Source organism: Streptomyces viridifaciens (assembly GCF_001888885.2).
GTDB lineage: Bacteria > Actinomycetota > Actinomycetes > Streptomycetales > Streptomycetaceae > Kitasatospora > Kitasatospora aureofaciens.
On sequence record NZ_CP090841.1, the window covers coordinates 5,033,618 to 5,058,796 of the forward strand.

Below are 25,179 nucleotides of genomic sequence, written 5' to 3' on the forward strand. Positions count from 1 at the left end.
CCGGTGCGGCTGTCCTGCTCGGCTGCCTCGGGAAACGGATTTCAGGAGCACGCCCCGGACCGTGTAAAGTAGTCGATGTCGCCGAGGGAAACCGGACGGAAACGACGGGAGACCCGGTGACATCGCAGGTCAAGGGGCTATAGCTCAGTTGGTAGAGCGCTTGCATGGCATGCAAGAGGTCTGGGGTTCAATTCCCCATAGCTCCACAGAGGTTGAGAGCCGCCTCCCGATTCGGGGGGCGGCTCTTCGCCGTTGTGTGCATGCCATCGGCGGGCGGGCCGCAAAGACCGCTACCGTCGTGCCATGGCCGATCTGCAGCGAAGGCGGAACGAGGAGCTGGCCCGGATACTGCACCAGCTCGGCTGGAGTCCGGAACGGCTCGCCCGTGAGGTGAGCCTCGCCCTGCCGCCGGGCCTGGCGATCAGCTCCACCGCCCCGTACAAGTGGCGTGACCGCGGCATGGTGCCGCGCAGCCCGCACGACCAGACCGTCTGCGAGGTGCTCAGCCGCACCCTCGGCATGGCCGTCACCTACGAGCAGCTCTGGGGCCGGATGGGCGGCCACCGCGGCGCCAAGATCCTCTCGCCCAGGCTGCTCACCGACCCGTGGACCGCCGACAACGCCCAGACCGCGCTGCGCGAGGCCGCCACCGACGCCGGCCCGGTCCGCCTGACCGACCTGTTCCGCAGCGCCGACCTCGACCATGCCGCCGAACGGCTCTCCTCGCCACCGCCACCGGTCGGCGGAGGTGAGGGCGCGCTGCGCGTCGACCCCTCGCTGGCCGGCGAGCTCGGACTGTCCTACCGCAGCAAGCAGCGCCTCGAACGCTCCTGCGGCGGCGGACTCGTCCTCGGCCCCGTCCGAGCCGAACTCGCCATGCTGGCCAAGCTGTTGGAGCTCGGCGCGTACGACGAACGGCTCGGCCGCGAGCTGTACGGCACCGCCAGCAGGCTCGCCCGCCTGGCCGGCTGGGCCGCGTACGACCTCGGCCACGACGCGGCCGCCCAGCGGGCCTTCGTCGCCGCGCTGCGCGCCGCCCACGTCAGCGGCGACCCCCGGCTCGGCGTCGCCGGACTCGGGGCGCTGGTGGTGCTCGCCACCCAGGGCACCGGCGGGCGCGGCCTGGACGCCGTCACCGCGCTGCGCACCGCCCTGGACGCCCACGGCCCCGCACTCAGCCCCGCCGGCCGGGCCCGCCAGCTCGGCCGGATCGCCCGCGCCCACGGCCGCCGCGGCGAGGCCGAGCAGGCCGAGGCGGCCGCCGCCCGGGCCTTCGCCGAACTCGACGGCGTGCCCGGCACGGAGGAGGCCCGGGCCGACCTCGCCGGGATGGTGGGGGAGGGGCGGCTCGCGCTCGGCCAGCACCGGATGGCCAAGGGGCTGCTCGCCGAGGCCGTCGCCGGGCTCGGGCCGGGGCGGGCCCGCGCCAAGGCGATGCTGATGGTCCGCCTCGCCGAGGCCCACCGGTGCCTCGGCGACCAGCGGGAGGCCGCCCGGACGGTGGGGCTGGCGCGGGCACTGGCGGCGGGGATGCAGTCGGAGCGGCTGGCCAGGGCGCTGCGGGACTTCGAGGCTGCGGGGCGGGCGGCGGCGCGGTGAGCTGCGGGGGCGGGGGGCTGCCCGGCCCCTCCGTCGAGGCGGGATACCCGGGGTGAGCGGTGGGGTGAGGGGCTGCCCGGCCCGTCCCTCCAGGCGGGATACCCGGGAGCGCCCTGACCTGCTTGCGGTACCCTGAGCCCATGCGAACCGTGCGCCTGCTCCTTAGCCGGCCGCGCTGACCAGGACCGGCTGCGCCCTCGGGCGGTGCCGGAGTCGGCGTGGCGTCCCCTCCTGCGAGGGGATTTTTTGTTTTCCGCCCCTTGTTTTCCGCCCCCGCCCGCGTCGTGGGACGGGTCCACGGACCGGTCGCGTCGCGCGGTTCGCCAACTGACACCGATGGAGCTTGAAGGACCATGAGCGAGACGACCCCTGCGTCCGGCGCGGCCGAGACCGCGACCGAGCCGTTCCGGTACAGCGCCGCGCTGGCGGCGGAGATCGAGTCCCGCTGGCAGGACATCTGGGAGAAGGAGGGCACGTTCCACGCCCCCAACCCCACCGGTGAGCTGGCCGACCCGTCCGCCGGTGACGTCGCCGCGAAGCCGCACAGCTTCATCATGGACATGTTCCCGTACCCCTCGGGCGCGGGCCTGCACGTCGGCCACCCGCTGGGCTACATCGCCACCGACGTCTTCGCCCGCTACCAGCGGATGACCGGCCACAATGTGCTGCACACGCTGGGCTACGACGCCTTCGGCCTGCCCGCCGAGCAGTACGCGGTGCAGACCGGCACCCACCCGCGGGTCTCCACCGAGGCCAACATCGCCAACATGCGCCAGCAGCTGCGCCGGCTGGGCCTGGGCCACGACCCGCGCCGCTCGATCTCCACGATCGACCCGGAGTACTACCGCTGGACGCAGTGGATCTTCCTGCAGATCTTCAACTCCTGGTACGACGAGGCGGCCGGCAAGGCCCGTCCGATCGCCGAGCTGGTCGCCCAGTTCGAGGCCGGCACGCGCGAGGTCCCGGGCGGCCGCGCCTGGGCCGCGCTGTCCGCCGCCGAGCGCGACGAGGTGCTGGGCGAGTACCGCCTGGCGTACGCCAAGGAGGTGCCGGTCAACTGGTGCCCGGGCCTGGGCACCGTGCTGGCCAACGAGGAGGTCACCGCGGACGGCCGCTCGGAGCGCGGCAACTTCCCGGTGTTCAAGTCCAACCTGCGCCAGTGGATGATGCGCATCACCGCGTACTCCGACCGGCTGATCTCCGACCTGGACCTGCTGGACTGGCCCGAGGCCATCAAGCTGCAGCAGCGCAACTGGATCGGGCGCTCCGAGGGCGCCCGGGTGGACTTCGCCGTCGACGGCGGGAAGATCACCGTCTTCACCACCCGGCCCGACACCCTGTTCGGCGCCACCTACATGGTGCTGGCGCCCGAGCACGGCCTGGTCGACTCGATCGTCCCCGCCGCCTGGCCCGAGGGCGTGCCCGCCGAGTGGACCGGCGGCGCCGCCACCCCGGCCGAGGCCGTCGCCGGCTACCGCGCCGCGGCCGCCGCCAAGTCGGACGTCGAGCGCCAGGTCGAGGCCAAGGTCAAGACCGGCGTCTTCACCGGCGCCTACGCCGTCAACCCGGTCAGCGGCGAGTCCGTGCCGGTGTTCATCGCCGACTACGTGCTGATGGGCTACGGCACCGGCGCCATCATGGCCGTCCCCGCCCACGACCACCGCGACTTCGCCTTCGCCCGCGCCTTCGCGCTGCCGATGCGCTGCGTCGTCGAGCCCACCGACGGCCGCGGCTCGGACCCGGCGCAGTGGGACGACGCCTTCGACACCTACGACTCGGTCATCGTCAACTCGGCGCGCGAGCAGGGCGATCCGGCGCTGTCCCTGTCCCTGGACGGGCTGAGCGTCGTCGACGCCAAGGCCCGCGTCACCGCCTGGCTGGCCGAGCGCGGCATCGGCGAGGGAACCGTCAACTACCGCCTGCGCGACTGGCTGTTCAGCCGCCAGCGGTACTGGGGCGAGCCCTTCCCGATCGTCTACGACGAGGACGGCGTGATGCACGCGCTGCCCGAGTCGATGCTGCCGGTCGAGGTCCCCGAGGTCGACGACTACTCGCCGCGCACCTACGACGCGTACGACTCCGCCTCCTCGCCGGAGACCCCGCTGTCGCGCAACGAGGACTGGGTCAACGTCGAGCTGGACCTGGGCGACGGCGTCAAGCGCTACCGCCGCGAGACCAACACCATGCCCAACTGGGCCGGTTCGTGCTGGTACGACCTGCGCTACGTCGACCCGACCAACACCGAGGCCGTGGTGGACCCGGCCAACGAGGGCTACTGGCTGGGCCCGACCGAGACCAAGCCGGGCGGCGGCGCCGACCTGTACGTCGGCGGTGCCGAGCACGCCGTGCTGCACCTGCTGTACGCGCGCTTCTGGCACAAGGTGCTGCACGACCTGGGCCACGTCTCCTCCGTCGAGCCGTTCCACAAGCTGTTCAACCAGGGCATGATCACCGCGGACGTCTACCGCGACGAGCGCGGCTTCCCGGTGCCCGCCGCCGAGGTCGAGGAGCGCGACGGCAAGTACTTCTGGCAGGGCGAACCGGTCAAGCGCGAAGCCGGGAAGATGGGCAAGTCCCTGAAGAACGCCGTCGCCCCGGACGAGATCGCCGACGAGTACGGCGCGGACACGCTGCGCCTGTACGAGATGTCGATGGGCCCTCTGGACGTCTCCCGCCCGTGGGACACCCGGGCCGTCGTCGGCTCGTACCGCTTCCTGCAGCGGCTGTGGCGCAACATCGTGTCGGAGGGCACCGGCGAGCTGGTCGTCACGGAGGAGGAGCCGGACGAGGCGACCCTGCGCGCCCTGCACAAGGCCATCGACGGCATCCGCGGCGACATGGCCGGACTGCGCTTCAACACGGCCGTCGCCAAGGCGATCGAGCTGAACAACTTCCTGGTCAAGCGCGGCTCCACGCCGCGGGCGGTGGCCGAGCAGCTGGTGCTGATGGTCGCGCCGCTGGCCCCGCACATCGCCGAGGAGCTGTGGCGCCGACTGGGTCACGGCGAGTCGCTGGCGCACGCCGACTACCCGGTCGCCGACCCGGCGTACGTGGTCGACGAGACGGTGACCTGCGTCGTGCAGATCAAGGGCAAGGTCAAGGCCCGGCTGGAGGTCGCGCCCGGCATCACGGACGCGGAGCTGGAGGCGCTGGCGCTGGCGGACCCGGCGGTGGTCGCGGCGATCGGTGACGCGGCGGTGCGGAAGGTGATCGCGCGGGCGCCGAAGCTGGTCAACATCGTGACCGGGTGAGCGTGACCGGGCGAGCGTGACCGGGTGAGCGTGACGACCGGATGAGGTCGGGGCTGTTCGTGGTTCGTGGCTCCATCAGGGCGTGATTGACCGGGCGGGTGTCCTTCGGGGCACCCGCCCGGTGCGTTTTCCGGGCCTTTCGGCGCGTTTTCCGGGCCGTACAGCGCGCGGTACGGGCGGTGGACGCGCTGTACGGGCGGTGGGGCGGGCCCTCGGGGAGATCCCCGATCTGTCCCTGATCTCCGGCCGCCGGGACCGTTCGGACCCCCTCGGGCCCGGTGCGGCGGCTACCGTGGAACCCTCGGCATTGCGGCCCGCGTTGGGCTCGTTGGGGGCCGGAACGGCGGCGGAAGGTGGCGCGCGATGGACGTGTTCGGCGTGATGATCGGCTTGGTCCTGCTCTTCGGGATCGCGACGCTCGTACTGGCGGTGGTCGGTACGGTCAAGGCCGCCAAGGCCGTCGCCGCGAAGGTCGAGAAGCACGAGGCCAACGCCCGGCGCGCCGTCGAGACCGCCACCCTCAAGGCGAAGACGTACACCAAGGTCGGCCCGCCGGCCCAGATCGCCAGCGTCCGGCTCAAGCTGCGGACCTCGCTGGACGGCACCAGGCAGGTGCTGGAGGGCGGACTGGCACAGGACGGCCAGCTCGGCGAGTCCCTCGCGCTGCTGACCAGGCTCGACGCGCACGCGGCCGAGCTGGACGGCGAACTGCGGGTCCTGGAACGCGAACCGGACACCGCGCGGGTCGCCGCCAAGCTGCCGGAACTGCGGGAGCGGGCGGAACGGATCACCCATGCGGCGGAGACCATGCGGTGGGCGGCGCAGGACCGGATGCACCGGTTCGCGGACGACGAGCTGAGCCGACTGAGCCAGGAGTGCGAGAGCGAGGCGGGGGCGCTGCGGCACTGGGACACCGGGGCCGGTTCGGGGTCCGCTTCTGGGGCTGCTTCGGGGACTGCTGCCGCTTCCGCTGCCGCTTCCGGTGGCGGCTCGGCCGGTGTGGGCGGTGCGGCTGGTGCGGCGGGTTCGTCCGGTGGTGGGGCGGGTTCGTCCGGTGGTGGGGCGGTCCGGGCCGGACTGACGGACGGGAAGGGGCGGCCGAGCGCGGAGGACCTGCTCGGGCTCGCCGACCCGCTGACGAAGCTGGCGCAGCGGCTGCGGAAGCCGTCGACGGGGCCCTCGGCAGGGCCCTCGGCGAGCTGACTCCCGGAGGAACGGGGAGTAACCTCCGGCTCATGCCCTCCGACCTCGCACTTGTCACCGATTCCACGGCCTACCTGCCGCAGGAGGCCCTCGACCGGCACGGGATCACGGTGGTTCCGCTGAGCGTCGCGGTCGGTGACTCGGTCCTCTGCGAGGGCGTCGAGATCTCCCCGAAGGACGTCGCCGAGGCGCTGCGCGCCAAGCAGCGGGTGACCACCTCCCGGCCCAACCCGGAGACCTTCGCCGCGGCGTACCGGGCGGCGGCCGAGGCAGGGGCCACCGGGATCGTGTCCGTGCACATCTCCGGCGAGCTGTCCGGCACGGTCGAGGCCGCGCGACTGGCGGCCGCCGAGGCGCCCGTGCCGGTGCGGGTGGTGGACAGCAGGCTGGTCGGCATGGCCCTCGGGTACGGGGTGCTGGCGGCGGCCGAGGCGATCGCAGCCGGCCGGGACCTCGCGGAAGCGGCCGAAGCGGCCACTCGGCGGGCGGCCGGGACCAGTGGCTTCTTCTACGTGGACACCCTGGAGCACCTGCGCCGCGGCGGACGGATCGGCGCGGCGCGGGCGATGCTCGGGTCGGCACTGGCGGTCAAGCCGCTGCTGCACCTGGACGGCGGGCGGATCGAGCCGCTGGAGAAGGTGCGGACGGCGTCGCGGGCGATCGCGCGGCTGGAGGAGATCGCGGTCGAGCGGTCGGGGGAGGGCGAGGTGGACATCACCGTCCACCACCTGGCGGCCGAGGAGCGGGCCGAGCCGCTCGCGGAGCGGCTGCGGGCGCGGGTGCCGGGGCTGCGGGACCTGTACGTGGGCGAGGTCGGGGCGGTGATCGGCGCGCACGTCGGGCCGGGGCTGCTCGCGGTGGTGGTCGCGCCGCGCTGAGGCGGGGGCGGTCGGGCGGGGCTGGGCCCGGCTTGGCCCGGCTTGGCTTGGCTTGGTCTGGGCGTGGCCTGGCCTGGCGTGGCATGGCATGGCTTGGGTCAACTTGGGCATGGGGCGACCACTCGTGTGAGTGACCGTTTTTATCCACAACCTCCGGGTTGTCCACAGGCTTTCGGTAATTTCTGCGCGCTCGCCGGGCGGCTTCTAGCGTCCTCGCCATGACGACCATGGGCCTGGGCGCGGCGAAGCGCCAAGCGATCAACGAGACGGTGCGGCTGCGGATGGCGGCGCTGCTGCCGACGGACGACGAGCAGGTGGGTGCTGCTGCGCCTGCTGCTCTCCCTCCGCCGATTTCTCCGTCTCCACCGTCGGCGGTCCCGCCTGCTCCCTCGTCCCCGCCCCCTCCCGCCTCGACGTCCGCGTCCGCGGCCCTGCCTCCGGCGTCCGCGGCGGCGGTGGGGAAGCCGGCGGCGCTGCCCCCGGGGGCAGTTGACGTACCCGATCCACCGGATGCCGGGGCGCGGATACGGCTCGCCTCCGTGCTGGCCCTCGACCGGCGCGCGGTGGCCGGGCTGGCCATCCTGCTGCTCTTCGCGGTGGGCTACGCCGTGCAGCACTTCTGGCTGGCCAGGCCGGAAGCGGTGGCCGTTCCGGCACTGGCGGCGGCGTCGGCGGTGCCGGAGCCGGGCCCGTCCGCCGCCGACAGCCCATCCGGCGGCGGGGCCGGTCCACCCGAGGCGTCCTCGGGGCCGGGCGCCGGGCCCGCCGTGGTCATCGACGTCGGCGGCCGCGTCCACCTGCCGGGCCTGCACACCCTGCCCGGGGGCTCCCGGGTGGCCGACGCCCTGCGGGCGGCGGGCGGTCCGCTGCCGGAGACGGACACCCGGGGGCTCAACCTGGCCCGCGTCCTGACGGACGGTGAACAGATCCTGGTCGGCGAGCAGGCACAGGCGCCGGTTCCCGTCCAGGTCCCCGGAGGCGCCGGCGGACTTCCCGGGGCCGGCGCGCCCCGAACGCCCGTCAGCCTCAACCGCGCCACCCTCGAACAGCTCGACGCCCTGCCCGGCGTCGGCCCGACCCTCGCCCAGCGCATCCTCGCCTACCGCGCCTCGCACGGCTCGTTCCGCTCCATCGACCAGCTCCGGCAGGTCAGCGGCATCGGCGCCCGTACGTTCGCGGAACTCCGCCCGCTCCTCACGCTCTGACACCCGCTCTGCTTCCGCCTGTTTCTCGTGCTCCGGCACCCGCTCTGCTACCGCTTGCCGACCCCCGGAGGGAGGTACCGCCATGTCCGCCACCACCGTGCCGCTGCCGCGCGCCCGCTCCACGGGTGCCGACTTCCGACTGCTGCTGCCCGCCGTTTCGGCCTGGCTGGTCACGGCGGTGCTCCTGCCCATCGAGCCGGGGTCCGAGGTGCTGCTCCTCTCGCTGGCGGGCGGCGCGGTGCTCGTGGCCGTGCTGCTGCTCGCCCGGCCGGGCCTCCTGCGCCGACGTGGCGCCGCGGCGGCGCTGGCGGCCGCCCTGCTCACCGGCGCGGCGGCCGCGATCGCGACCCCGCTGCACACCGCCGACCTGCACCGGGGGCTGCTGCCGGAGCTGGCCCGGGCGGCCGAGCACGCGCCGCCGCGCTCCCCGGGCACGCCCGCCCAGGAGGTGGCGGTGGAGCTGACCGTCGCGGGGGACCCGAGGGTCCACACCTCCCGGGGCGCCACCACCGGCGGGCAGACCCTCCTCACCGTCAAGGCCGTGGTCGACCGAGCCACCCTCCTCCCGGACGGACGGGCCGCCCGGACGCACACCCCGGTGACCGTCATGGTCCGCGGCGCGGAGAGCGAGTCCTGGCAGCGGCTGCTCCCCTCGGAGCGGCTGGCCGTCGAGGCCGAGGTGCGTCCGGCGGGGGAGGGCTACGACACCGAGTCCGCAGCGTTGCTCCTCGTCCACGGTCCGCCCCGGCAGCTCGCACCGCCGAGCCTGCCGCAGCGGATCGCCGGCCGACTGCGCGAGGGCCTGCGCACGGCCAGCGACGGACTCCCGCCGGACGCGCGCGGGCTGCTCCCCGGGCTGGTCGTCGGTGACACCTCGCGGCTGCCCGACGACCTGGTGGACGCTTTCCGGGCCACCGACCTGGTCCACCTGGTGGCGGTCAGCGGGGCCAACCTGGCGATCGTCCTCGGCGTACTGCTGGGCTCCCCCGGCCAGGCCGGTACCCCGGAACGCCGCGGACTGGCACCGCTGTTGGGGCTGTCGCTGCGCACCAGCGCCCTGCTCGGTACGGGGCTGACGCTGGCCTTCGTGACCGTCTGCCGGCCCGAGCCCAGTGTGCTGCGGGCGGCGGGGACAGGGCTGATCGGCATGCTGGCCCTGGCCACCGGCCGCCCCCGCCAGGCCGTACCGGCGCTCGCCGGGGCCGTTCTGGTGCTCGTCCTGCTGGACCCGTTCCTGGCCCGCTCCTTCGGTTTCCTGCTGTCGGTGCTGGCCACCGCCGGGCTGCTCGTTCTCGGGCCGCACTGGGCCGAGTCCCTGCGCGCCCGGCGCTGGCCGCACCACCTGGCGGGCGCGCTGGCGGCGACGGCGGCCGCGCAGGCGCTCTGCGCTCCGGTGACGGTGGTGCTGTCCGGGCACATCAGCCTGGTCGCGGTCCCGTGCAACCTGCTGGCCGAGCTGGCGGTGGCCCCGGCGACGCTGCTCGGCTTCGGGGTGCTCGTGCTGCAGCCGTTCTTCCCGTCCCTGGCGCGGCTGTTGGCCGAACCGGCCGGGGTGCCGGCCGGCTGGCTGGCCTTCGTCGGACGGCGCGGGGCCGAGCTGCCCGGTGGCCAACTGTCCTGGCCGGGCGGCTGGTTCGGTGTGGTGACGGTCGCGCTGGCGACTCTGGCCGCCTGCTGGGCGGCGCCCCTGCTGCTGCCCCGGCGGGCGGAGACCGGCCGGCACGCCCGCCCCCGCCGCCGTTGGGTCAGGGCGCTGGTGACGGGCGTCCTGCTGGTGGTGCTGCTGGCCGTACTGCTGCGCCCGCCGCAGCTGGCCCGGATCGCCACGGGCTGGCCGCCGCCGGGGTGGCGGCTGGCGATGTGCGACGTCGGACAGGGAGACATGTTGGCCCTTGCGACCGGTGCGCCGGACAGCGCGGTGGTGATCGACAGCGGGCCGGACCCCGAAGCGGCCGATCGGTGCCTGCGTGAACTCGGCATCACGGTGGTGCCGCTGCTGCTGTTGACGCACTTCCACGCGGACCATGTCGAGGGCGTGCCGGGGGTGTTGCGCGGCCGCCGGGTGGGCGCGGTCGAGGGTACGGCGCTGGACGATCCGCCGGGCGAGGCGGCCCGGGTGACGGCCTGGGCGACAGGGGCCGGTGTGCCACTGGTACGTGCGGGCCGCGGTGAACGGCGTTCGGCGGGTGCGGAGTTGTCCTGGGACGTGGTGTGGCCCGATCCCGGGGCGGCCGTCGAGGCGCCAGGCGCGAACAACGCGAGTGTGGCCCTGCTGGTGACACTGCGTGGAGGCCTGCGGATGGCGCTGCTCGGGGACCTCGAACCGCCTGCCCAGTCGGGCCTGTTGGGCCGCCTCGGCCGGGTCGACGTCCTGAAGGTGGCACACCACGGCTCGGCCCACCAGGACTGGGACCTGGCCGGTGCCCTACGGCCCAGGCTCGCCCTGATCTCCTGCGGCGAGGGCAACGCCTACGGGCACCCGTCACCTCGGACGGTCGACCGGCTGCGCGCGTTGGGCGCCACCGTCCTGCGCACCGACCGCGTGGGGGACATCGCCGTGACCGGCGACTCCCCGTCCACCCTTGCCGTTGCCGTGCACCCCCAGCCCGACCACGGCGCCCGTGCCGGCCACTCCGGCTCCGGGCGCTCCACCCGCAAGCCCCGGGCCCCGCCCCTGTGACCCCCGCTCTCCTCCTCCCTCCACGACGTGGGGTGGGCATGGGGTAGGGGTGGGGGAGGTGGAGGGAGGGTGGGAGGGGGAGGGGGCCCGGGGGAAGAGGATTGCGGTGCGCTCCGGGCCTGCCCGGAGCGCACCGCACGGAAACGCCCGCCGCCGGGGCCCCCGCCCCAGGGATGAGCCACCGAGCGGGCAGGCTCAGGACAGCATGTTGATCCGGTACTGCATGATCCGGTAGTTCTTCGGGTCGTACCACTGGCTGACGACGATGTGGAAGTTGCCGAACGTCGAGCCCGGGATCACGAAGCCGCCGTACGGGCTGGCGACGAGGTTGCCGATCTCCTGGCCCGGGGCACCGGGGAGGATCATGGTCTGCTCCAGCGTCCTGGTCAGGTCCGAGGTCGGGAGGGCGAAGACCATCGCCCTGATCGACAACGGGTCCATGTTCAGCCAGGTGAGCACGTACTTGCCGTCCATGGCCCGGAAGCACATCTCGCCCCACTTGCGGGTGCCGAAGACGGTCGTCGGGGCGGGCGCGTTCCACCGCCAGCCGCCGTCGGCGAAGCCCCAGGGCTCGTAGGCGTCCGGATTGCCGAGGCTCTCCTTCCGTACCCGGTGCAGCAGCATCCCCGATTGCACGTCGCGGTTGAAGACCGTGGAGAGCACGTAGCAGTAGCCGTCGTCGGCCACGGCGTAGGTCTTCTGCTGGAACTGGCCGCCGTGCAGGTCGCCCGGCCACTGGCACAGGTACTCCCAGCTCTCGCCGTTGTCGGTGGAGCGCCAGAAGTCGGTGTGGTGGGTGTCGTAGATGACGCCGCGCATCAGGTGCATGTACATCACCCCGTCGACGACGAACACGTCGGACGGGATCGCCGTCGTGAACTTGTCGCCGACCGGGTTGTGCGGCTCGTCGACGAGGCTGTTGGCGTGGCCACCGCCGACGCTGCCGTCGATGCGCAGGTTGTTCAGGTCCGCGCTGCTGGAGCGCAGGCCGACCGGGGCGCGCCAGTCGGCGGAGCCCACCTGGTCGCCGTCGAAGGTGTCGCCGCAGACGAAGAGCATGCTGCCGTTCGGGCACCGCACGGGGATGCCGAGGTCGGTCCATGGCGAGGCGAGCGGCCCGGTCTCGACCGGGCCGCTGAGGTTCTTCACCTTGGTCGCGATCGTCGGACTGGTGGGGTCGTACGGGCCGTTGGCGACGGCGGAGGGCGCACCCGGACCGATGGCCCCCGCTCCCACGGCGACGCCGATGCCGATCTTGAGGAGTTGGCGGCGGGAGGGCCCGCCGGTCGACTCGTCGTTTCCGTCCGCTGAGCGTGTCATGGGTGTCGGTGGCCTTCCGGATCGACGGATCCCGCACCTTCGCCCGGATCGCGCACCCGAGCGGCGACGGGGCGCCACCGAGGCTATGGCGGCCCGTCGCGTCCAGCCGATCAGTGGACAAACCTTCACCCGAATTGGCTATACCTTGCGGAGTTTGACGGTCCGGTTCCGGTCGGCGCGTCGCCGGGAACGCCCAGGGGGCGTCAAGGCGCATCCAGAGCAGCACGGAGACGGCGAGGGCCCCGCCGAGCACCGGCGGGGCCCTCGAGGGGCTGTCCAACGGTTGTGCCGCGGCGGTCCGCCCTGCGTCAGGGGGCTCCCGGAACGGGCGGAGGAGGGTTGTTGGGCAGCCGACTGCCGCCCGCCACTGTGGATCAGGAGGTCCGGGCATCGACGGCCGCGGGCTCCTGGCACACCGTCGATTCATCCCTGCGGTGTGCGCTCCCGGTCGTCGGGCGTGTCAGTCGGCCCGGAGCAGCTCGGGCAGTCCGGCGGTGTCGACGAGGTGCGCCCTGGAGGGGAGGACCCGGCGCAGCAGGAGGTCGTGGACTTCGGGGTCCGGGTCGGCGACGGCGTCGGAGAGGACGTGGAGCAGGTAGTCGCGGTCGGCCGCGTCGAGGACGGTGGACAGGACGGCGCCGGTGGTGCTGGTGCCGGCGACGACCAGGGTGGTGATGCCGCGTTCGCGCAGTTGCCGGTCGAGGTCGGTGGTGGACATGGCGCCGTACCGGGTCTTGCGGACGACGATGTCATCGCCGCGGGGTGCCAGGCGCTCGTGGAAGCCGGTGCTGGGGTCCTGGTGGTGCATGGCGCGGTGCCGGGCGAGTGGGCCGAAGGACTTGTTGGTGTCCGGGACGGCGTCCCAGTCGGCCTCGGTGAAGGCGACGCGCACGTGGGCGACGGTGCCGCCGGCTGCCCGGACGTCGGCGACGGCCCGTTCGATGCGGCCGAGCAGGGCCTCGCGGGCGGCGTCGTCGGGCAGGACGGCAAGGACGGCGGGCTGGCAGTCCAGGACGAGAAGAGCGGTGTGTGCGGGGTCGAGCGCGGGGGTGGTGCTCATGCGCGGGTCTCCTCCTTGTGGTTGGGGTGAGAGCTTGTGGATGGTGCGGGAGCGGCGGCGACCGGACGCCGGTGGTCTCAGGCGTGGCTGAGAGCGGCTTCCGGCTCCTGTGCCTGCTCGCGTCGGGGGAGCAGCAGCGGGGTCGCGAGGATGAGCAGCCCCGCGACGGCGAGGGCGGTGCGCGGGCCGGTGGCGTCGGCGAGCAGCCCGCCGAGGGCGGTGCAGACCGCGATGGACGCCTGCTGTCCGATCGACCAGGCCGACAGGGTGCGGGCGACCAGGTGCTTGGGTGTGCGTTCGAGCCGGTAGGTGGCGAGCACCGGGGTGTAGAGGCTCATGTTGACGATGATCGCCAGCTCGACGGCCATCACGGTGACCAGGCCGACGACGCCGGGGCGGACGAACACCAGGCCGATCAGCCACACGGCACGCAGGGTGCCGACGGTCCGGAAGACCCGGTGCCGTCCGTAGCGGGCCACGACGTGCCGGGCGAGCCGGGAGCCGATGAGCCCGCCGAGGCAGGGGGCGGCGAAGGCGAGGCCGTACTGCCAGGCGGGGAAGTGGAGTTGGCGCAGCAGGAGGACAGCCAGCAGCGGTTCTGTGGCCATGATCAGGCCGCTGACGAGCATGTTGTTGAGGTAGAGCGCCCGCAGGCCGGTGTCGCCCAGGATGTGCCGCCAGCCGTTGAGCAGCGCGCCCGCCCGGACCGGGGCCTTGGCGGTGGGCTGCGGGGTCTCCTCCCGGCCGCGGATCGCGGTGATGCCGAGGGCGGAGAGCAGGTAGCTGAGGGCGTCGGCCATGACCGTGGTGACCGGCCCGAACAGGCCGATCGCGGCTCCGCCGAGCGGCGGTCCGACGGCGATGGAGCTCCAGTTGGTGGATTCGAACCGGGCGTTGGCGACCAGCAGGTCGTCGGGCCGGACGAGGGCCTTGAGGTGGGCGCCGCTGGCCGCGTTGAACGCGATCTTGGCCGCGGCGACGACGGCCGAGACCACCAGCAGTTGGACGAAGCCGAGCAGGCCGAGGGCGTAGGCGAGTGGGATGGTGGCCATGGCCGCGCACCGGACCAGGTCCATCGCGATCATCACCGGGCGCTTGCGCCGGAACTCCACCCACGGTGCGAGCGGCACCGCGATCAGCGCGCCCACCGCGGGGCCCACCGCGGACAGTGCGGATACCTCGGCCGGTCCGGCGTGCAACGCCAGTACGGCGATCAGCGGGAGGGCTCCGAACCCCAGCCCGGACCCGTACGCGCTGACCGCGTACGCGGCCCAGAGCCAGCCGAACTGCGGCCCTAGCCGCTTCCTGCCCGTCCTGCGCCACCTGCCCGTCCTGCCTGTCCCGCCCGCCCCGCTCATCCTGTCCACCATGCCGCGCACTCCCTCGAGGTCCCGTTCGAACAAGCCGACGTTGACCGGTGAGAGCTAACCGAGCGGCACAATCGCAGGTCAAACAACCGTCCCGCCGTTTCTCCACAACCGTCCGTTGTTCACTAAGGTGGATCGGCGTGGACCTCGAAGCCGTACGCACCTTCGCCGCCGTCGTGGAAGCGGGCCAGTTCCAGAAGGCCGCCGCCGACCTGGCGATCACCCAGCAGGCCGTCTCCAAGCGCGTCGCCACCCTGGAGCGCGACCTCGGAGCCCGGCTGTTCACCCGCACCCCGCGCGGGGCCGAGCTCACCATCGACGGGCAGGCCTTCCTGCCCCACGCGCGCGAGCTGCTGCGGGCCGCCGAGCGTGCCGTGGCGTCCGTGGGCACCGGCCGCCGGCCGTTGCGGGTCGACGTGATCGCCTCGCGGGTCGCGCCGTCGGGCCTGATGCGCGACTTCCACCGCGCGCACCCCGAGGTCGACCTCGACGTGGTGATGCTGTTCGACGTCGAGGCGGCGGTCGGCGCCATCCGCTCGGGCGCGATCGACGCCTCCTTCCGCGCCGTCGCCGCGCCCGGCCGGTCCCTTCCCGAGGACATCGAGTCCGTCCGGGTGCTGGACGAGCCGCTCCAGCTCCTCACCGGCCCCGCCCACGCACTGGCGGGGGCCCGCTCGGTGACCGTTGCCCAGCTCGCCGGGCACCGGATCTGGATGCCCGGCATCGCGCCCGGCACCGAGTGGGCCGCCTACTACGACGACCTCGTCGCCGAGTTCGGACTCGGCATCGAGGTGACCGGCCCCAACTTCGGCTCCGACGCGCTCCTCGACACCGTCGCCGACACCCCGGCCCTGGCCACCTTCATGAGCGAGCACACCCGCGTCGTCTGGCCCGCCGGCCACGGCCTGCGCCGCATCCCGGTGACCGACCCGACGCCCGTCTACCCGCACTCCCTCCTCTGGCACCGGGACAACCCCCACCCGGCCCTGGCCGCCCTCCGCGCCCACCTCGCCGCGACCCGGCCCGCCCTCGACGCCCCGGGCACCTGGCGGCCGGGCTGGGTGCTCCCGCGCTGAGCGACTGCCGGGGCCCGGGACGGCGTCGAGGTGATCGGGAACGCTGGTCAGGCCTCCTCGCGCCAGCCTTCGTGGGAGGTGGCGAGGGTGTCGAGGACGTGCAGCAGGGCAGGGGTCCAGCCGTTGGCCGGCGGGTCGAGGACGACCAGCCACTGGGCGTCCTCGGCGTCGTCCTCGCCGGCCAGGGCGTCGCGGACGATCTCCGGCTCGCCGAGGTCCGGGTGGGCGGCGCCGAGCTCCTCGGCGGCCTCGTCGGCGGCGTCGCGGTCGGGCAGGACGAGCAGCTGGCGGACGAACGGGTCGTCGACGTCCGGGAGGTCGGGGGTGTGGTTCTCGGTCACCGGCCCATTCTCCAGGTCGGGCGGAACGGCCCGGCAGGGCGGTCGGCCCGTACGGAGGCCGGCCCGTACGGAGGCCGGCCCGTTCACGCCGAGGCCTGTCCACGCAAAGCCCGTCCGGGAGGGACTGTCCGCGGCGCGTGGGATGCTGGTAGGCGATGGCCAGGAAGAGTGCACCCGACGACCTGCTCGCCCCGCTGACCCTCGCGGTCGGCCAGGAGGAGCTGCTGCTGGATCGCGCGGTCGCCCAGGTGGTGGCCGCGGCGAAGGCCGCGGACCCGGACACCGACGTACGGGACCTGCCCCCCGGCGGGCTGCAGCCCGGCAGCCTGGCCGAGCTGACCACTCCCTCGCTGTTCGCCGAGCGCAAGGTGATCGTGGTCCGGGCCGCCCAGGACCTCTCCGCCGAATCGGTGAAGGAGGTCAAGGCGTACATCGAGTCGCCGGCCGAAGAAGTGATCATGGTGCTGGTGCACGCCGGCGGGGCCAAGGGCAAGGGGCTGCTGGACGCCGGGCGCAAGGCGGGCGGACGCGAGGTGGCCTGCGCCAAGCTGGCCAAGGCGAGCGAGCGACTGGCCTTCGTCAAGGGCGAGTTCCGCGCCCTGGGCCGCTCCGCGACCCAGGAGGCCTGCCAGGCGCTGCTGGACGCGCTCGGCAGTGACCTGCGCGAACTGGCGGCGGCCTGCAGCCAGTTGACCTCGGACGTCGAGGGAACCATCGACGAGACCGTGGTGGCCCGCTACTACAGCGGCCGGGCGGAGGCGACCGGCTTCGAGGTGGCCGACCTGGCGGTCACCGGCCGGGCGGCGGAGGCGCTGGAGCGGCTGCGCTGGGCGCTGGCCGTCGGCCAGCCGCCGACCGGCATCACCTACGCGCTGGCGTCCGGCGTGCGCAGCATCGGGCGGCTGGCCACGGCCGGGCGGAACATGCGCCCGGCCGATCTGGCCCGCGAGTTGGGCATGCCGCCGTGGAAGGTGGACCGGGTCCGCCAGCAGATGCGCGGCTGGACGGGCGACGGGGTGGCCACCGCGCTGACCGCGATCGCCCAGGCCGACGCGGCGGTCAAGGGCGGCTCGGACGACCCGGCCTTCGCCCTGGAGTGCGCGGTGGTCGCCGTCGCCAAGGCCGCCCGGGCCGGCTCCCGCCCCGCCTACTGACGCCGGCTGGCGGCCCGCCCCGCTTACTGACGCCCGGTAGCCCGCCCCGCCTTCTGAGGCCCGGCAGCCCGCCCCGTGCTACTTGCGCATCGCCCGTACGGCGCTGTCGGCGTCCGACTGCAGCATGGTGCGCAGCTCGTCCATGGAGGGCGGGGTGGCCTTCCCCTGGGTGTAGCTGGCGCTGTAGGTGATGTAGAAGGTCATCCCGCCGTCGCGGACGTCCACCTCGGCGTAGACGTCGCGGTACTTGTCCGACGAGCCGTCGTCCTTGTACACGAAGTACGCGTCCTCGCCGATGCCCGGGATGCTGGAGATCTGGTAGCCGCGCGTCCGGTAGGTCTCCTTGTTGGCGGAGAGCTCGGGCGCGGGGTTCACCGCCTTGTGCAGGTCGGCGCGCAGGTAGACCGAGGCGTACTCGCTGTCGCTGGTGCCGCCGGTCCGCTTGAGGGACATCGAGCAGTTCATGCTGTCCAGGGCCGGGTTGCGGTCGGTGTGGTGGCTCGGGGAGCTGCCGGTCGTGTTGACCGAGTACTTCTCCAGCAGCCGGTTGGGCTTCCCGACGGCGCAGAAGTCGTCCGAGACGTGGTAGCTGCCGAGGCCGCGCGGCGCGGAGTCGCCGCTGCTGCTGCCGACCATGCCCGGGACGACCAGTACGGCGGTGGTCCAGCCGGCCGAGGCGAGCAGCGCACCGACGAAGGCCCAGACGGCGTTGCGCCGCAGGTTGCCCCCGGAGCGGCCCCCGGGCGCCCCACCCGCAGGACCGGGACCAGCAGGACCGGGACCACCGGGCCCGGTCCCGGCGAGGGGCACGCCCGCGCCCGGCGAGGCGGGCAGTCCGGGCGGCGGACCGAAGCCGGGCGCCCCCGGTGCCTGCCGCGGGAACCCGTACCCGGGCCCGTTGGGTGCCGGGGCCGGCGGCTGCGACGGTGGTGGCGTGGTCATGGAGTTCCCCCCTCGGGACTTGCGCTCGGGATGCCCCCCGCATCCTCGGTCGCGCGTGATCGACCATAGCGGCCGGGGCGCGGAACGCGACAGGCGCCGCAGTCGGCCTCTGCGAAGAGGCCGACTGCGGCGCCTGCCGTACAGCTGGTGTGCACCGCACCCGCGTGGCGAACGCAGGCCGCGTGCGGTGCGAGTCTGGCACGCCTCTGGAGTCCGGGTAGAGGGCCGGTTCGTCCGGAGGCGGTGGGGGCCGGAGCCCCCGGCGGCGTCAGGCCTGGGCGGCCGCGTTGACGCGCTTGGTGATGGCCGACTTCTTGTTGGCGGCCTGGTTGGCGTGGATGACGCCCTTGCTCACGGCCTTGTCCAGCGCCTTGGAGGCGGCGCGGGCCAGCACGGCGGCCTTCTCGGTCTCACCGGCGGCAGCGGCCTCGCGGGCCTTGCGCAGAGCGGTCTTCAGCGAGGACTTGACGGCCTTGTTGCGCAGGCGCGCCTTCTCGTTGGTCTTGTTGCGCTTGATCTGGGACTTGATGTTCGCCACGAAGGAGCCTCAGTCTTGTCTAAAAGGTTTGAACGGGCTGCGCCTGATGGCCGTCGGACCAGCTGAGAGGGCATGCCGAGGCCAGGTGCAGCTGACCACGCTACCAGGGGCCCACCGCCCGCCCCAAACCGGCCGCCGGGCCGGACGTCCAGCCGGAGGTCCAGTCGGCGGGCCGGCCGCCGCACCGGCCGCCGGCTCAGGCGCTCAGCACCGGCTCCCCGTAGTGCTCGACCTCCGGGAACGGCCGGTAGAACCGGTGCAGCAGCTCCCGCCACCGCCCGTACTCGGCCGAGCCGCGGAACCCCTCGGTGTGGTCGGCGAGCGTCTCCCACTCCACCTGGAGCAGGAAGCGGGAGCCGCGCCCCTCGTCCAGGCAGCGGTGCAGCCGCAGGGTGCGGAACCCGCGCTGGACGGCGATCAGTGGACGGGCCTCGGCGAAGGCGGCGAGGAACTCGTCCTCCCGGCCGGGCAGGACGTCGAGCAGGGCGCTTTCCAGGATCACGGGAGGCCATCCTGCCCCCTTCGCGACCGGGGACGGAACAGCGCACGGAACACTGCGAGGTGCCCGAACGGTGTCCGGTGCCGAGGTCGTGGGAAGATGGGAGGAACTATTTCGATCGGACGAGACTGTCCGGTCCCCGGGATAGCCGGTCAGCGATGATCCGGACACCCCCGGCCCCGGACCAACGGAGAATCGGACCAAGGTGCCCGCGACCCCCAGCAATGTGCCAGAGCCCAGCCGTACCGACCCGGCGCTGATCCGCAACTTCTGCATCATCGCCCACATCGACCACGGCAAGTCGACGCTCGCAGACCGGATGCTGCAGATCACCGGCGTCGTCGACCCCCGGCAGATGCGTGCCCAGTACCTCGACCGCATGGACATCGAGCGCGAGCGCGGCATCACCATCAAGTCGCAGGCGGTCCGCCTCCCGTGGGCCCCGAAGACCGGGCCGGACGCCGGGACGACGCACATCCTCAACATGATCGACACCCCCGGCCACGTGGACTTCACGTACGAGGTGTCCCGCTCCCTCGCGGCCTGCGAGGGAACCATCCTGGTGGTCGACGCGGCCCAGGGCATCGAGGCGCAGACCCTCGCCAACCTGTACCTGGCGCTGGAGAACGACCTCACGATCGTCCCGGTCCTCAACAAGATCGACCTGCCGGCCGCCCAGCCGGAGAAGTACGCGGCGGAGATCGCGCACATCATCGGCTGCGACCCCTCGGACGTGCTGCAGGTCAGCGCCAAGACCGGCCTCGGCGTCGAGGACCTGTTGGACCACATCGTCAACACCATCCCGGCCCCGGTCGGCGCCGCGGACGCCCCGGCCCGCGCGATGATCTTCGACTCGGTGTACGACTCCTACCGCGGCGTCGTCACCTACGTCCGTGTCGTGGACGGCCAGCTCACCAAGCGCGAGCGCATCCAGATGATGTCCACCGGCGCCACCCACGAGCTGCTGGAGATCGGCGTCATCTCGCCCGAGCCGAAGGTCGCCGACGGCCTGGGCGTCGGCGAGGTGGGCTACATCATCACCGGTGTGAAGGACGTCCGGCAGTCCAAGGTCGGTGACACGATCACCTCGATGCACAAGGGCGCCACCGAGCCGCTCGGCGGCTACAAGGACCCGCGCCCGATGGTGTTCTCCGGCCTGTACCCGCTGGACGGCTCGGACTACCCGCTGCTGCGCGACGCCCTGGACAAGCTGCGCCTGAACGACGCCGCCCTGGTGTACGAGCCGGAGACCTCGGTCGCGCTGGGCTTCGGCTACCGCTGCGGCTTCCTCGGCCTGCTGCACCTGGAGATCATCCGGGAGCGCCTGGAGCGCGAGTTCAACCTCGACCTGATCTCCACCGCCCCGAACGTGGTCTACCGGGTGGTGATGGAGGACGGCACCGAGCACACCGTCACCAACCCGAGCGAGTTCCCGTCCGGCAAGATCGCCGAGGTGTACGAGCCGGTCGTGCGCGGCACCATCCTCGCGCCCAACGAGTTCGTCGGCGCGATCATGGAGCTCTGCCAGTCCCGCCGCGGCAGCCTCCAGGGCATGGACTACCTGTCCGAGGACCGGGTCGAGCTGCGCTACACCCTGCCGCTCGCCGAGATCGTCTTCGACTTCTTCGACCAGCTGAAGTCCAAGACCCGCGGCTACGCCTCGCTCGACTACGAGCCCATCGGCGAGCAGACCGCCGCCCTGGTCAAGGTCGACATCCTGCTGCACGGTGACGCGGTGGACGCGTTCTCCGCGATCGTGCACAAGGACAAGGCCTACGGCTACGGCGTGATGATGGCCGGCAAGCTGCAGAAGCTGATCCCGCGCCAGCAGTTCGAGGTGCCGATCCAGGCCGCCATCGGCTCCCGGGTGATCGCCCGCGAGACGGTCCGGGCGATCCGCAAGGACGTCCTCGCCAAGTGCTACGGCGGCGACATCTCCCGCAAGCGGAAGCTGCTGGAGAAGCAGAAGGAAGGCAAGAAGCGGATGAAGATGGTCGGCAGCGTGGAGGTCCCGCAGGAGGCCTTCATCGCGGCGCTGTCCACCGACGCCGAGTCGCCGAAGGACAAGAAGTAGCAACGACGGAAGGGCCCCGGGGCGATAACCCCGGGGCCCTTCCGCGTGTCCGGACCCGGCCGATCGGTCAGTCGACCTCGGCCACGGCCTCCGCGAACTGCGCCTGGTAGAGCCGCGCGTAGGCGCCGTCGGCGGCGATCAGCTCGTCGTGCGAGCCCTGCTCCACGATGGAGCCGTTCTCCATCACCAGGATGACGTCGGCGTCCCGGATGGTGGAGAGGCGGTGGGCGATGACGAAGCTGGTGCGGCCGGTGCGCAGCCGCGCCATGGCCCGCTGGATGAGCACCTCGGTGCGGGTGTCGACCGAGCTGGTGGCCTCGTCCAGGACCAGGATCGACGGCTGGGCGAGGAAGGCCCGGGCGATGGTGATCAGCTGCTTCTCGCCCGCACTGACGCCGGTGCCCTCGTCGTCGATGACGGTGTCGTACCCGTCCGGGAGGGTGCGGACGAAGCGGTCGACGTGGGCGGCCCTGGCGGCCTCGACGACCTGTTCGCGGGTGGCGGACCCGGCCCCGTAGGCGATGTTGTCGGCGATGGTGCCGCCGAACAGCCAGGTGTCCTGGAGGACCATGCCGATGCCGGAGCGCAGGTCCTCGCGGGACATCGCGGCGATGTCGACGCCGTCGAGGGTGATCCGTCCGGAGCTGACCTCGTAGAACCGCATCAGCAGGTTGACCAGGGTGGTCTTGCCGGCGCCGGTGGGGCCGACGATGGCGACGGTCTGGCCGGGTTCGACCTTGAGCGAGAGGTCGTCGATGAGCGGCTTGTCGGGGTCGTAGCGGAAGGACACGTCCTGGAAGGAGACCCTGCCGTGGACCGCGTCCGGCTTCTCGGGCATGGCCGGCTCGGGGCTCTGCTCGGGGGCGTCGAGGAGTTCGAAGACGCGCTCGGCGGAGGCGACCCCGGACTGCACCAGGTTGGCCATGCTGGCGACCTGGGTGAGCGGCTGGCTGAACTGCCGGGAGTACTGGATGAAGGCCTGGACGTCGCCGATGGACAGCGAGCCGCTGGCCACCCGCAGGCCGCCGACGACCGCGACCAGCACGTACTGCAGGTTGCCGATCAGCATCATCGCGGGCTGGATGATCCCGGAGATGAACTGGGCGCGGAAGCTGGCGTGGAACAGCGCGTCGTTGTGCTCGCGGAAGGTCTCGGCGGACTCGCGCTGGCGGCCGAACACCTTGACCAGGGTGTGGCCGGTGTACATCTCCTCGATGTGGGCGTTGAGTTGGCCGGTGGACTTCCACTGCTGGACGAACTGCGGCTGGGCCCGCTTGCCGACCTTGGCGGCGACGACCACCGACAGCGGCACCGAGACCAGGGCGATCAGCGCCAGCAGCCAGGAGATCCAGAACATCATCGCCAGCACGCCGACCACGGTGAGCAGCGAGTTGACGACCTGTCCCATGGTCTGCTGCATGGACTGGCCGATGTTGTCGATGTCGTTGGTGACCCGGCTGAGCACCTCGCCGCGCGGCTGCTTGTCGAAGTAGCTGAGCGGCAGGCGGGCGAGCTTGGCCTCGACGTCCTGGCGCAGCCGGTAGCTGGCCGACTGGATCGCCTTGGTGGCCAGTTGGCCCTGGAGGATGCCGAAGCCGGCGGAGGCGAGGTAGATGCCGAGCACCCAGAGCAGGACGGAGCCGATGGCGCCGAAGTCCATGCCGTGGCCGGGGGTGAAGTCGACGGCGGAGAGCAGGTCGGCGATGCCGCCCTGGCCGTGGGCGCGTAGGCCCTCGATGACCTCGGTCTTGGAGGTGCCGGGCTGGAAGCGGGCGCCGATGACGCCGGCGAAGATCAGGTCGGTGGCGTCGCCGAGGATCTTGGGGCCGGTGACGGCGCAGCCGATGCCGAGGACGCCGAGCAGCAGGACGCCGGCCAGCAGTTTGCGCTCGGGGCGCAGCAGGCCGAGGACGCGCTTGCCGGAGCCCTTGAAGTCCATGGACTTCTCGGCGCCCTGGCCGCCCATGAAGCGGCCCGGTCCGGCCGGGCCGCGGCGGGCGGCGGCGGCCTGGGAGTCGCTGGGCAGCTGGTCCTGGGGTTTCCCGGCGGGCTTGCCGGACGCCGGTCCGGGCGCGGCCGAGGCCGCCGGCCCGGCGGGGTTCCCGGCGGGCTTTGCTGGGGTGGTCACGCCGCCTCCTGCTCGGTGAGCTGGGAGAGCACGATCTCCCGGTACGTCGGGTTGTCGGCCATCAGTTCGTGGTGGGTGCCGGTGCCGACGACGGCGCCCTCGTCGAGGACGATGATCCGGTCGGCGTCGCGGATGGTGGAGACGCGCTGGGCGACGATCAGGACGGTGGCGTCGGCGGTCTCGCGGGCGAGGGCCTTGCGCAGCTTGGCGTCGGTGGCGTAGTCGAGCGCGGAGAAGGAGTCGTCGAAGAGGTAGACGTCGGGCCTGCGCACGAGGGCCCGGGCGATGGCCAGGCGCTGGCGCTGGCCGCCGGAGACGTTGCTGCCGCCCTGGGCGATGGGGGCGTCCAGGCCTTCGGCGAGCTTCTCGACGAACTCCTTGGCCTGGGCGATCTCCAGGGCGTGCCAGAGTTCCTCGTCGGTGGCGTCGGGGCGGCCGTAGCGGAGGTTGCTGGCGACGGTGCCGGTGAACAGGTACGGCTTCTGCGGGACGATGCCGACGCTGTCGGCGATGGCGTCGGCGGAGAGCTCGCGCACGTCCACGCCGTCGAGCAGGACCTGGCCGGAGGTGGCGTCGAAGAGCCGGGGGACGAGGCCGAGCAGGGTGGACTTGCCGCTGCCGGTGGAGCCGATGATGGCGGTGGTCTGGCCGGGGCGGGCGGTGAGGTCGATGCCGCGCAGCACCGGGGCCTCGGCGCCGGGGTAGCGGAAGTCGACGTCGCGCAGTTCCAGGTTGCCGCGGCGCAGCAGTTCGGTGACCGGGGCGGTGGGCGGGACGACGCTGGAGGAGGTGTCCAGGACCTCCTGGACGCGCTCGGCGCAGACCTCGGCGCGCGGCACCATCATGAACATGAAGGTGGCCATCATGACGCTCATCAGGATCTGCATCAGGTAGGAGAGGAAGGCGGTGAGCCCGCCGATCTCCATGTCGCCGCTGTCGATGCGGTGGGCGCCGAACCAGAGCACGGCGACGCTGGAGATGTTCACGACCAGCATCACGGCGGGGAACATGACGGACATCAGCCGGCCGACCTGCCGGGCGGTGTGGGTGAGGTCCTCGTTGGCGTCGGCGAAGCGGGCCTGCTCGTGGTCGTCCTTGACGAAGGCGCGGATGACCCGGATGCCGGTGATCTGCTCGCGCAGCACCCGGTTCACGGTGTCGATCTTCACCTGCATGCTGCGGAACTTGGGCCGCAGGGCGCGCACCAGCAGGACCACGACCACGCCGAGCGCGGGGATGACGGCGAGCAGCAGTCCGGAGAGCGGGACGTCCTGGTTGAGCGCCATGATGATGCCGCCGACGCACATGATCGGTGCGGCGACCATCAGGGTGAAGCTCATCAGGGCCAGCATCTGGACCTGCTGGACGTCGTTGGTGGTGCGGGTGATCAGGGAGGGGGCGCCGAACTGGCCGACCTCGCGGGCGGAGAAGCTCTGCACCCGGTCGAAGACGGCGGCGCGGACGTCGCGGCCGAAGGCCATCGCGGTGCGGGCACCGAAGTAGACGGCGCCGATCGAGCACAGTGCCTGGACCAGGGTGACGCCGATCATGACGGCGCCCAGGCGCAGGATGTAGCCGGTGTCGCCCTTGACCACGCCCTTGTCGATGATGTCGGCGTTGAGCGTCGGCAGGTAGAGCGCCGCGAGGGTGGACACCAGTTGGAGGACCACCAGCAGGGTGATCGGTCGGGAGTAGGGGCGTAGGTACGCCCGGAGCAGTCTGATCAGCACTGGCACACTCTTGTCGTCGCCGGTCGGGTTCGCACCCCAATTCTCGTGGTTCTGTGGCGTCGTCCAGACGATTCCGGGGCTGTCCGGCCGAGGTTTGCCGGGCCTTTGCCATTGCGTCCGCGGTGCCGGGCATC

Annotated in this window: 18 protein-coding genes and 1 tRNA gene; 10 read left to right on the top strand and 9 right to left on the bottom strand. The window is 72.7% G+C overall.

Annotated elements, in window-relative coordinates:
- Window positions 1–133 precede the first annotated feature (133 nt).
- The 7 genes from BOQ63_RS29640 (at window position 134) to BOQ63_RS29670 (ending at window position 10,816) form a co-directional block, all read left to right on the top strand.
- A tRNA-Ala gene (locus tag BOQ63_RS29640) sits at window positions 134–206 on the top strand.
- Window positions 207–303: 97 nt separating this feature from the next.
- Window positions 304–1,599, top strand: coding sequence for an NsdA family TPR-like regulatory protein (locus tag BOQ63_RS29645; RefSeq protein WP_030283857.1), 1,296 nt, complete (start codon window positions 304–306; stop codon window positions 1,597–1,599).
- A 353-nt stretch (window positions 1,600–1,952) separates the two neighbouring features.
- The gene (leuS, locus tag BOQ63_RS29650) at window positions 1,953–4,850 is read left to right on the top strand and encodes a leucine--tRNA ligase (protein ID WP_030283859.1); all 2,898 of its coding nucleotides are present in this window, start codon (window positions 1,953–1,955) and stop codon (window positions 4,848–4,850) included.
- 363 nt (window positions 4,851–5,213) lie between these two features.
- Window positions 5,214–6,053, top strand: coding sequence for a hypothetical protein (locus BOQ63_RS29655; RefSeq protein WP_072655238.1), 840 nt, complete (start codon window positions 5,214–5,216; stop codon window positions 6,051–6,053).
- 32 nt (window positions 6,054–6,085) lie between these two features.
- Window positions 6,086–6,931: a DegV family protein gene (locus BOQ63_RS29660; protein WP_030283864.1), complete on the top strand. Its 846-nt coding sequence runs from the start codon at window positions 6,086–6,088 to the stop codon at window positions 6,929–6,931.
- A gap of 218 nt (window positions 6,932–7,149) precedes the next feature.
- Window positions 7,150–8,136 carry a ComEA family DNA-binding protein gene (locus BOQ63_RS29665; protein WP_079183807.1) on the top strand — a complete coding sequence of 329 codons (987 nt, stop codon included), beginning with the start codon at window positions 7,150–7,152 and terminating at the stop codon, window positions 8,134–8,136.
- 82 nt (window positions 8,137–8,218) lie between these two features.
- The gene (locus tag BOQ63_RS29670) at window positions 8,219–10,816 is read left to right on the top strand and encodes a ComEC/Rec2 family competence protein (protein ID WP_150476171.1); all 2,598 of its coding nucleotides are present in this window, start codon (window positions 8,219–8,221) and stop codon (window positions 10,814–10,816) included.
- Window positions 10,817–11,011: 195 nt separating this feature from the next.
- Here BOQ63_RS29670 and BOQ63_RS29675 read toward each other — a convergent pair whose 3' ends face one another.
- The 3 genes from BOQ63_RS29675 to BOQ63_RS29685 all read right to left on the bottom strand — a co-directional run bounded on the left by BOQ63_RS29675 (window position 11,012) and on the right by BOQ63_RS29685 (window position 14,566).
- The gene (locus BOQ63_RS29675) at window positions 11,012–12,136 is read right to left on the bottom strand and encodes a DUF4185 domain-containing protein (RefSeq protein ID WP_030283870.1); all 1,125 of its coding nucleotides are present in this window, start codon (window positions 12,134–12,136) and stop codon (window positions 11,012–11,014) included.
- 460 nt (window positions 12,137–12,596) lie between these two features.
- Window positions 12,597–13,196 (bottom strand): cysteine hydrolase family protein, encoded by a 600-nt coding sequence (locus BOQ63_RS29680; RefSeq protein ID WP_030283872.1) that lies wholly within the window; start codon window positions 13,194–13,196, stop codon window positions 12,597–12,599.
- A 77-nt stretch (window positions 13,197–13,273) separates the two neighbouring features.
- Entirely contained in the window at window positions 13,274–14,566 is a 1,293-nt protein-coding gene (locus BOQ63_RS29685) for an MFS transporter (protein WP_191093599.1), read from the bottom strand.
- A 137-nt stretch (window positions 14,567–14,703) separates the two neighbouring features.
- On the opposite strand from BOQ63_RS29685, the gene BOQ63_RS29690 reads away from it, so the two are divergent.
- The gene (locus BOQ63_RS29690) at window positions 14,704–15,639 is read left to right on the top strand and encodes a LysR family transcriptional regulator (RefSeq protein ID WP_030283875.1); all 936 of its coding nucleotides are present in this window, start codon (window positions 14,704–14,706) and stop codon (window positions 15,637–15,639) included.
- 47 nt (window positions 15,640–15,686) lie between these two features.
- Here the strand turns inward: BOQ63_RS29690 and BOQ63_RS29695 are convergent, their stop codons facing one another.
- Window positions 15,687–15,980 carry a hypothetical protein gene (locus BOQ63_RS29695; protein ID WP_030558037.1) on the bottom strand — a complete coding sequence of 98 codons (294 nt, stop codon included), beginning with the start codon at window positions 15,978–15,980 and terminating at the stop codon, window positions 15,687–15,689.
- Window positions 15,981–16,135: 155 nt separating this feature from the next.
- Here BOQ63_RS29695 and holA point away from each other — a divergent pair, with 155 nt between their 5' ends.
- Window positions 16,136–17,134, top strand: coding sequence for a DNA polymerase III subunit delta (holA, locus tag BOQ63_RS29700; RefSeq protein ID WP_030283877.1), 999 nt, complete (start codon window positions 16,136–16,138; stop codon window positions 17,132–17,134).
- Between the two features lie 78 nt (window positions 17,135–17,212).
- On the opposite strand, the gene BOQ63_RS29705 is transcribed toward holA, so the two are convergent.
- The 3 genes from BOQ63_RS29705 to BOQ63_RS29715 all read right to left on the bottom strand — a co-directional run bounded on the left by BOQ63_RS29705 (window position 17,213) and on the right by BOQ63_RS29715 (window position 19,116).
- Complete coding sequence (locus tag BOQ63_RS29705; RefSeq protein ID WP_107488568.1) at window positions 17,213–18,076, bottom strand: hypothetical protein; 864 nt, start codon at window positions 18,074–18,076, stop codon at window positions 17,213–17,215.
- 268 nt (window positions 18,077–18,344) lie between these two features.
- Complete coding sequence (rpsT, locus tag BOQ63_RS29710; protein ID WP_030283880.1) at window positions 18,345–18,614, bottom strand: 30S ribosomal protein S20; 270 nt, start codon at window positions 18,612–18,614, stop codon at window positions 18,345–18,347.
- Window positions 18,615–18,810: 196 nt separating this feature from the next.
- Entirely contained in the window at window positions 18,811–19,116 is a 306-nt protein-coding gene (locus BOQ63_RS29715; protein WP_030283882.1) for an antibiotic biosynthesis monooxygenase family protein, read from the bottom strand.
- A gap of 202 nt (window positions 19,117–19,318) precedes the next feature.
- Here BOQ63_RS29715 and lepA point away from each other — a divergent pair, with 202 nt between their 5' ends.
- Entirely contained in the window at window positions 19,319–21,187 is a 1,869-nt protein-coding gene (gene lepA / locus BOQ63_RS29720; protein ID WP_030283884.1) for a translation elongation factor 4, read from the top strand.
- 67 nt (window positions 21,188–21,254) lie between these two features.
- Here the strand turns inward: lepA and BOQ63_RS29725 are convergent, their stop codons facing one another.
- A complete protein-coding gene (locus tag BOQ63_RS29725) occupies window positions 21,255–23,153 on the bottom strand; it encodes an ABC transporter ATP-binding protein (protein ID WP_191093675.1) in 1,899 nt (632 codons plus the stop codon).
- 158 nt (window positions 23,154–23,311) lie between these two features.
- Window positions 23,312–25,045: an ABC transporter ATP-binding protein gene (locus BOQ63_RS29730; RefSeq protein WP_030283888.1), complete on the bottom strand. Its 1,734-nt coding sequence runs from the start codon at window positions 25,043–25,045 to the stop codon at window positions 23,312–23,314.
- Window positions 25,046–25,179 lie beyond the last annotated feature (134 nt).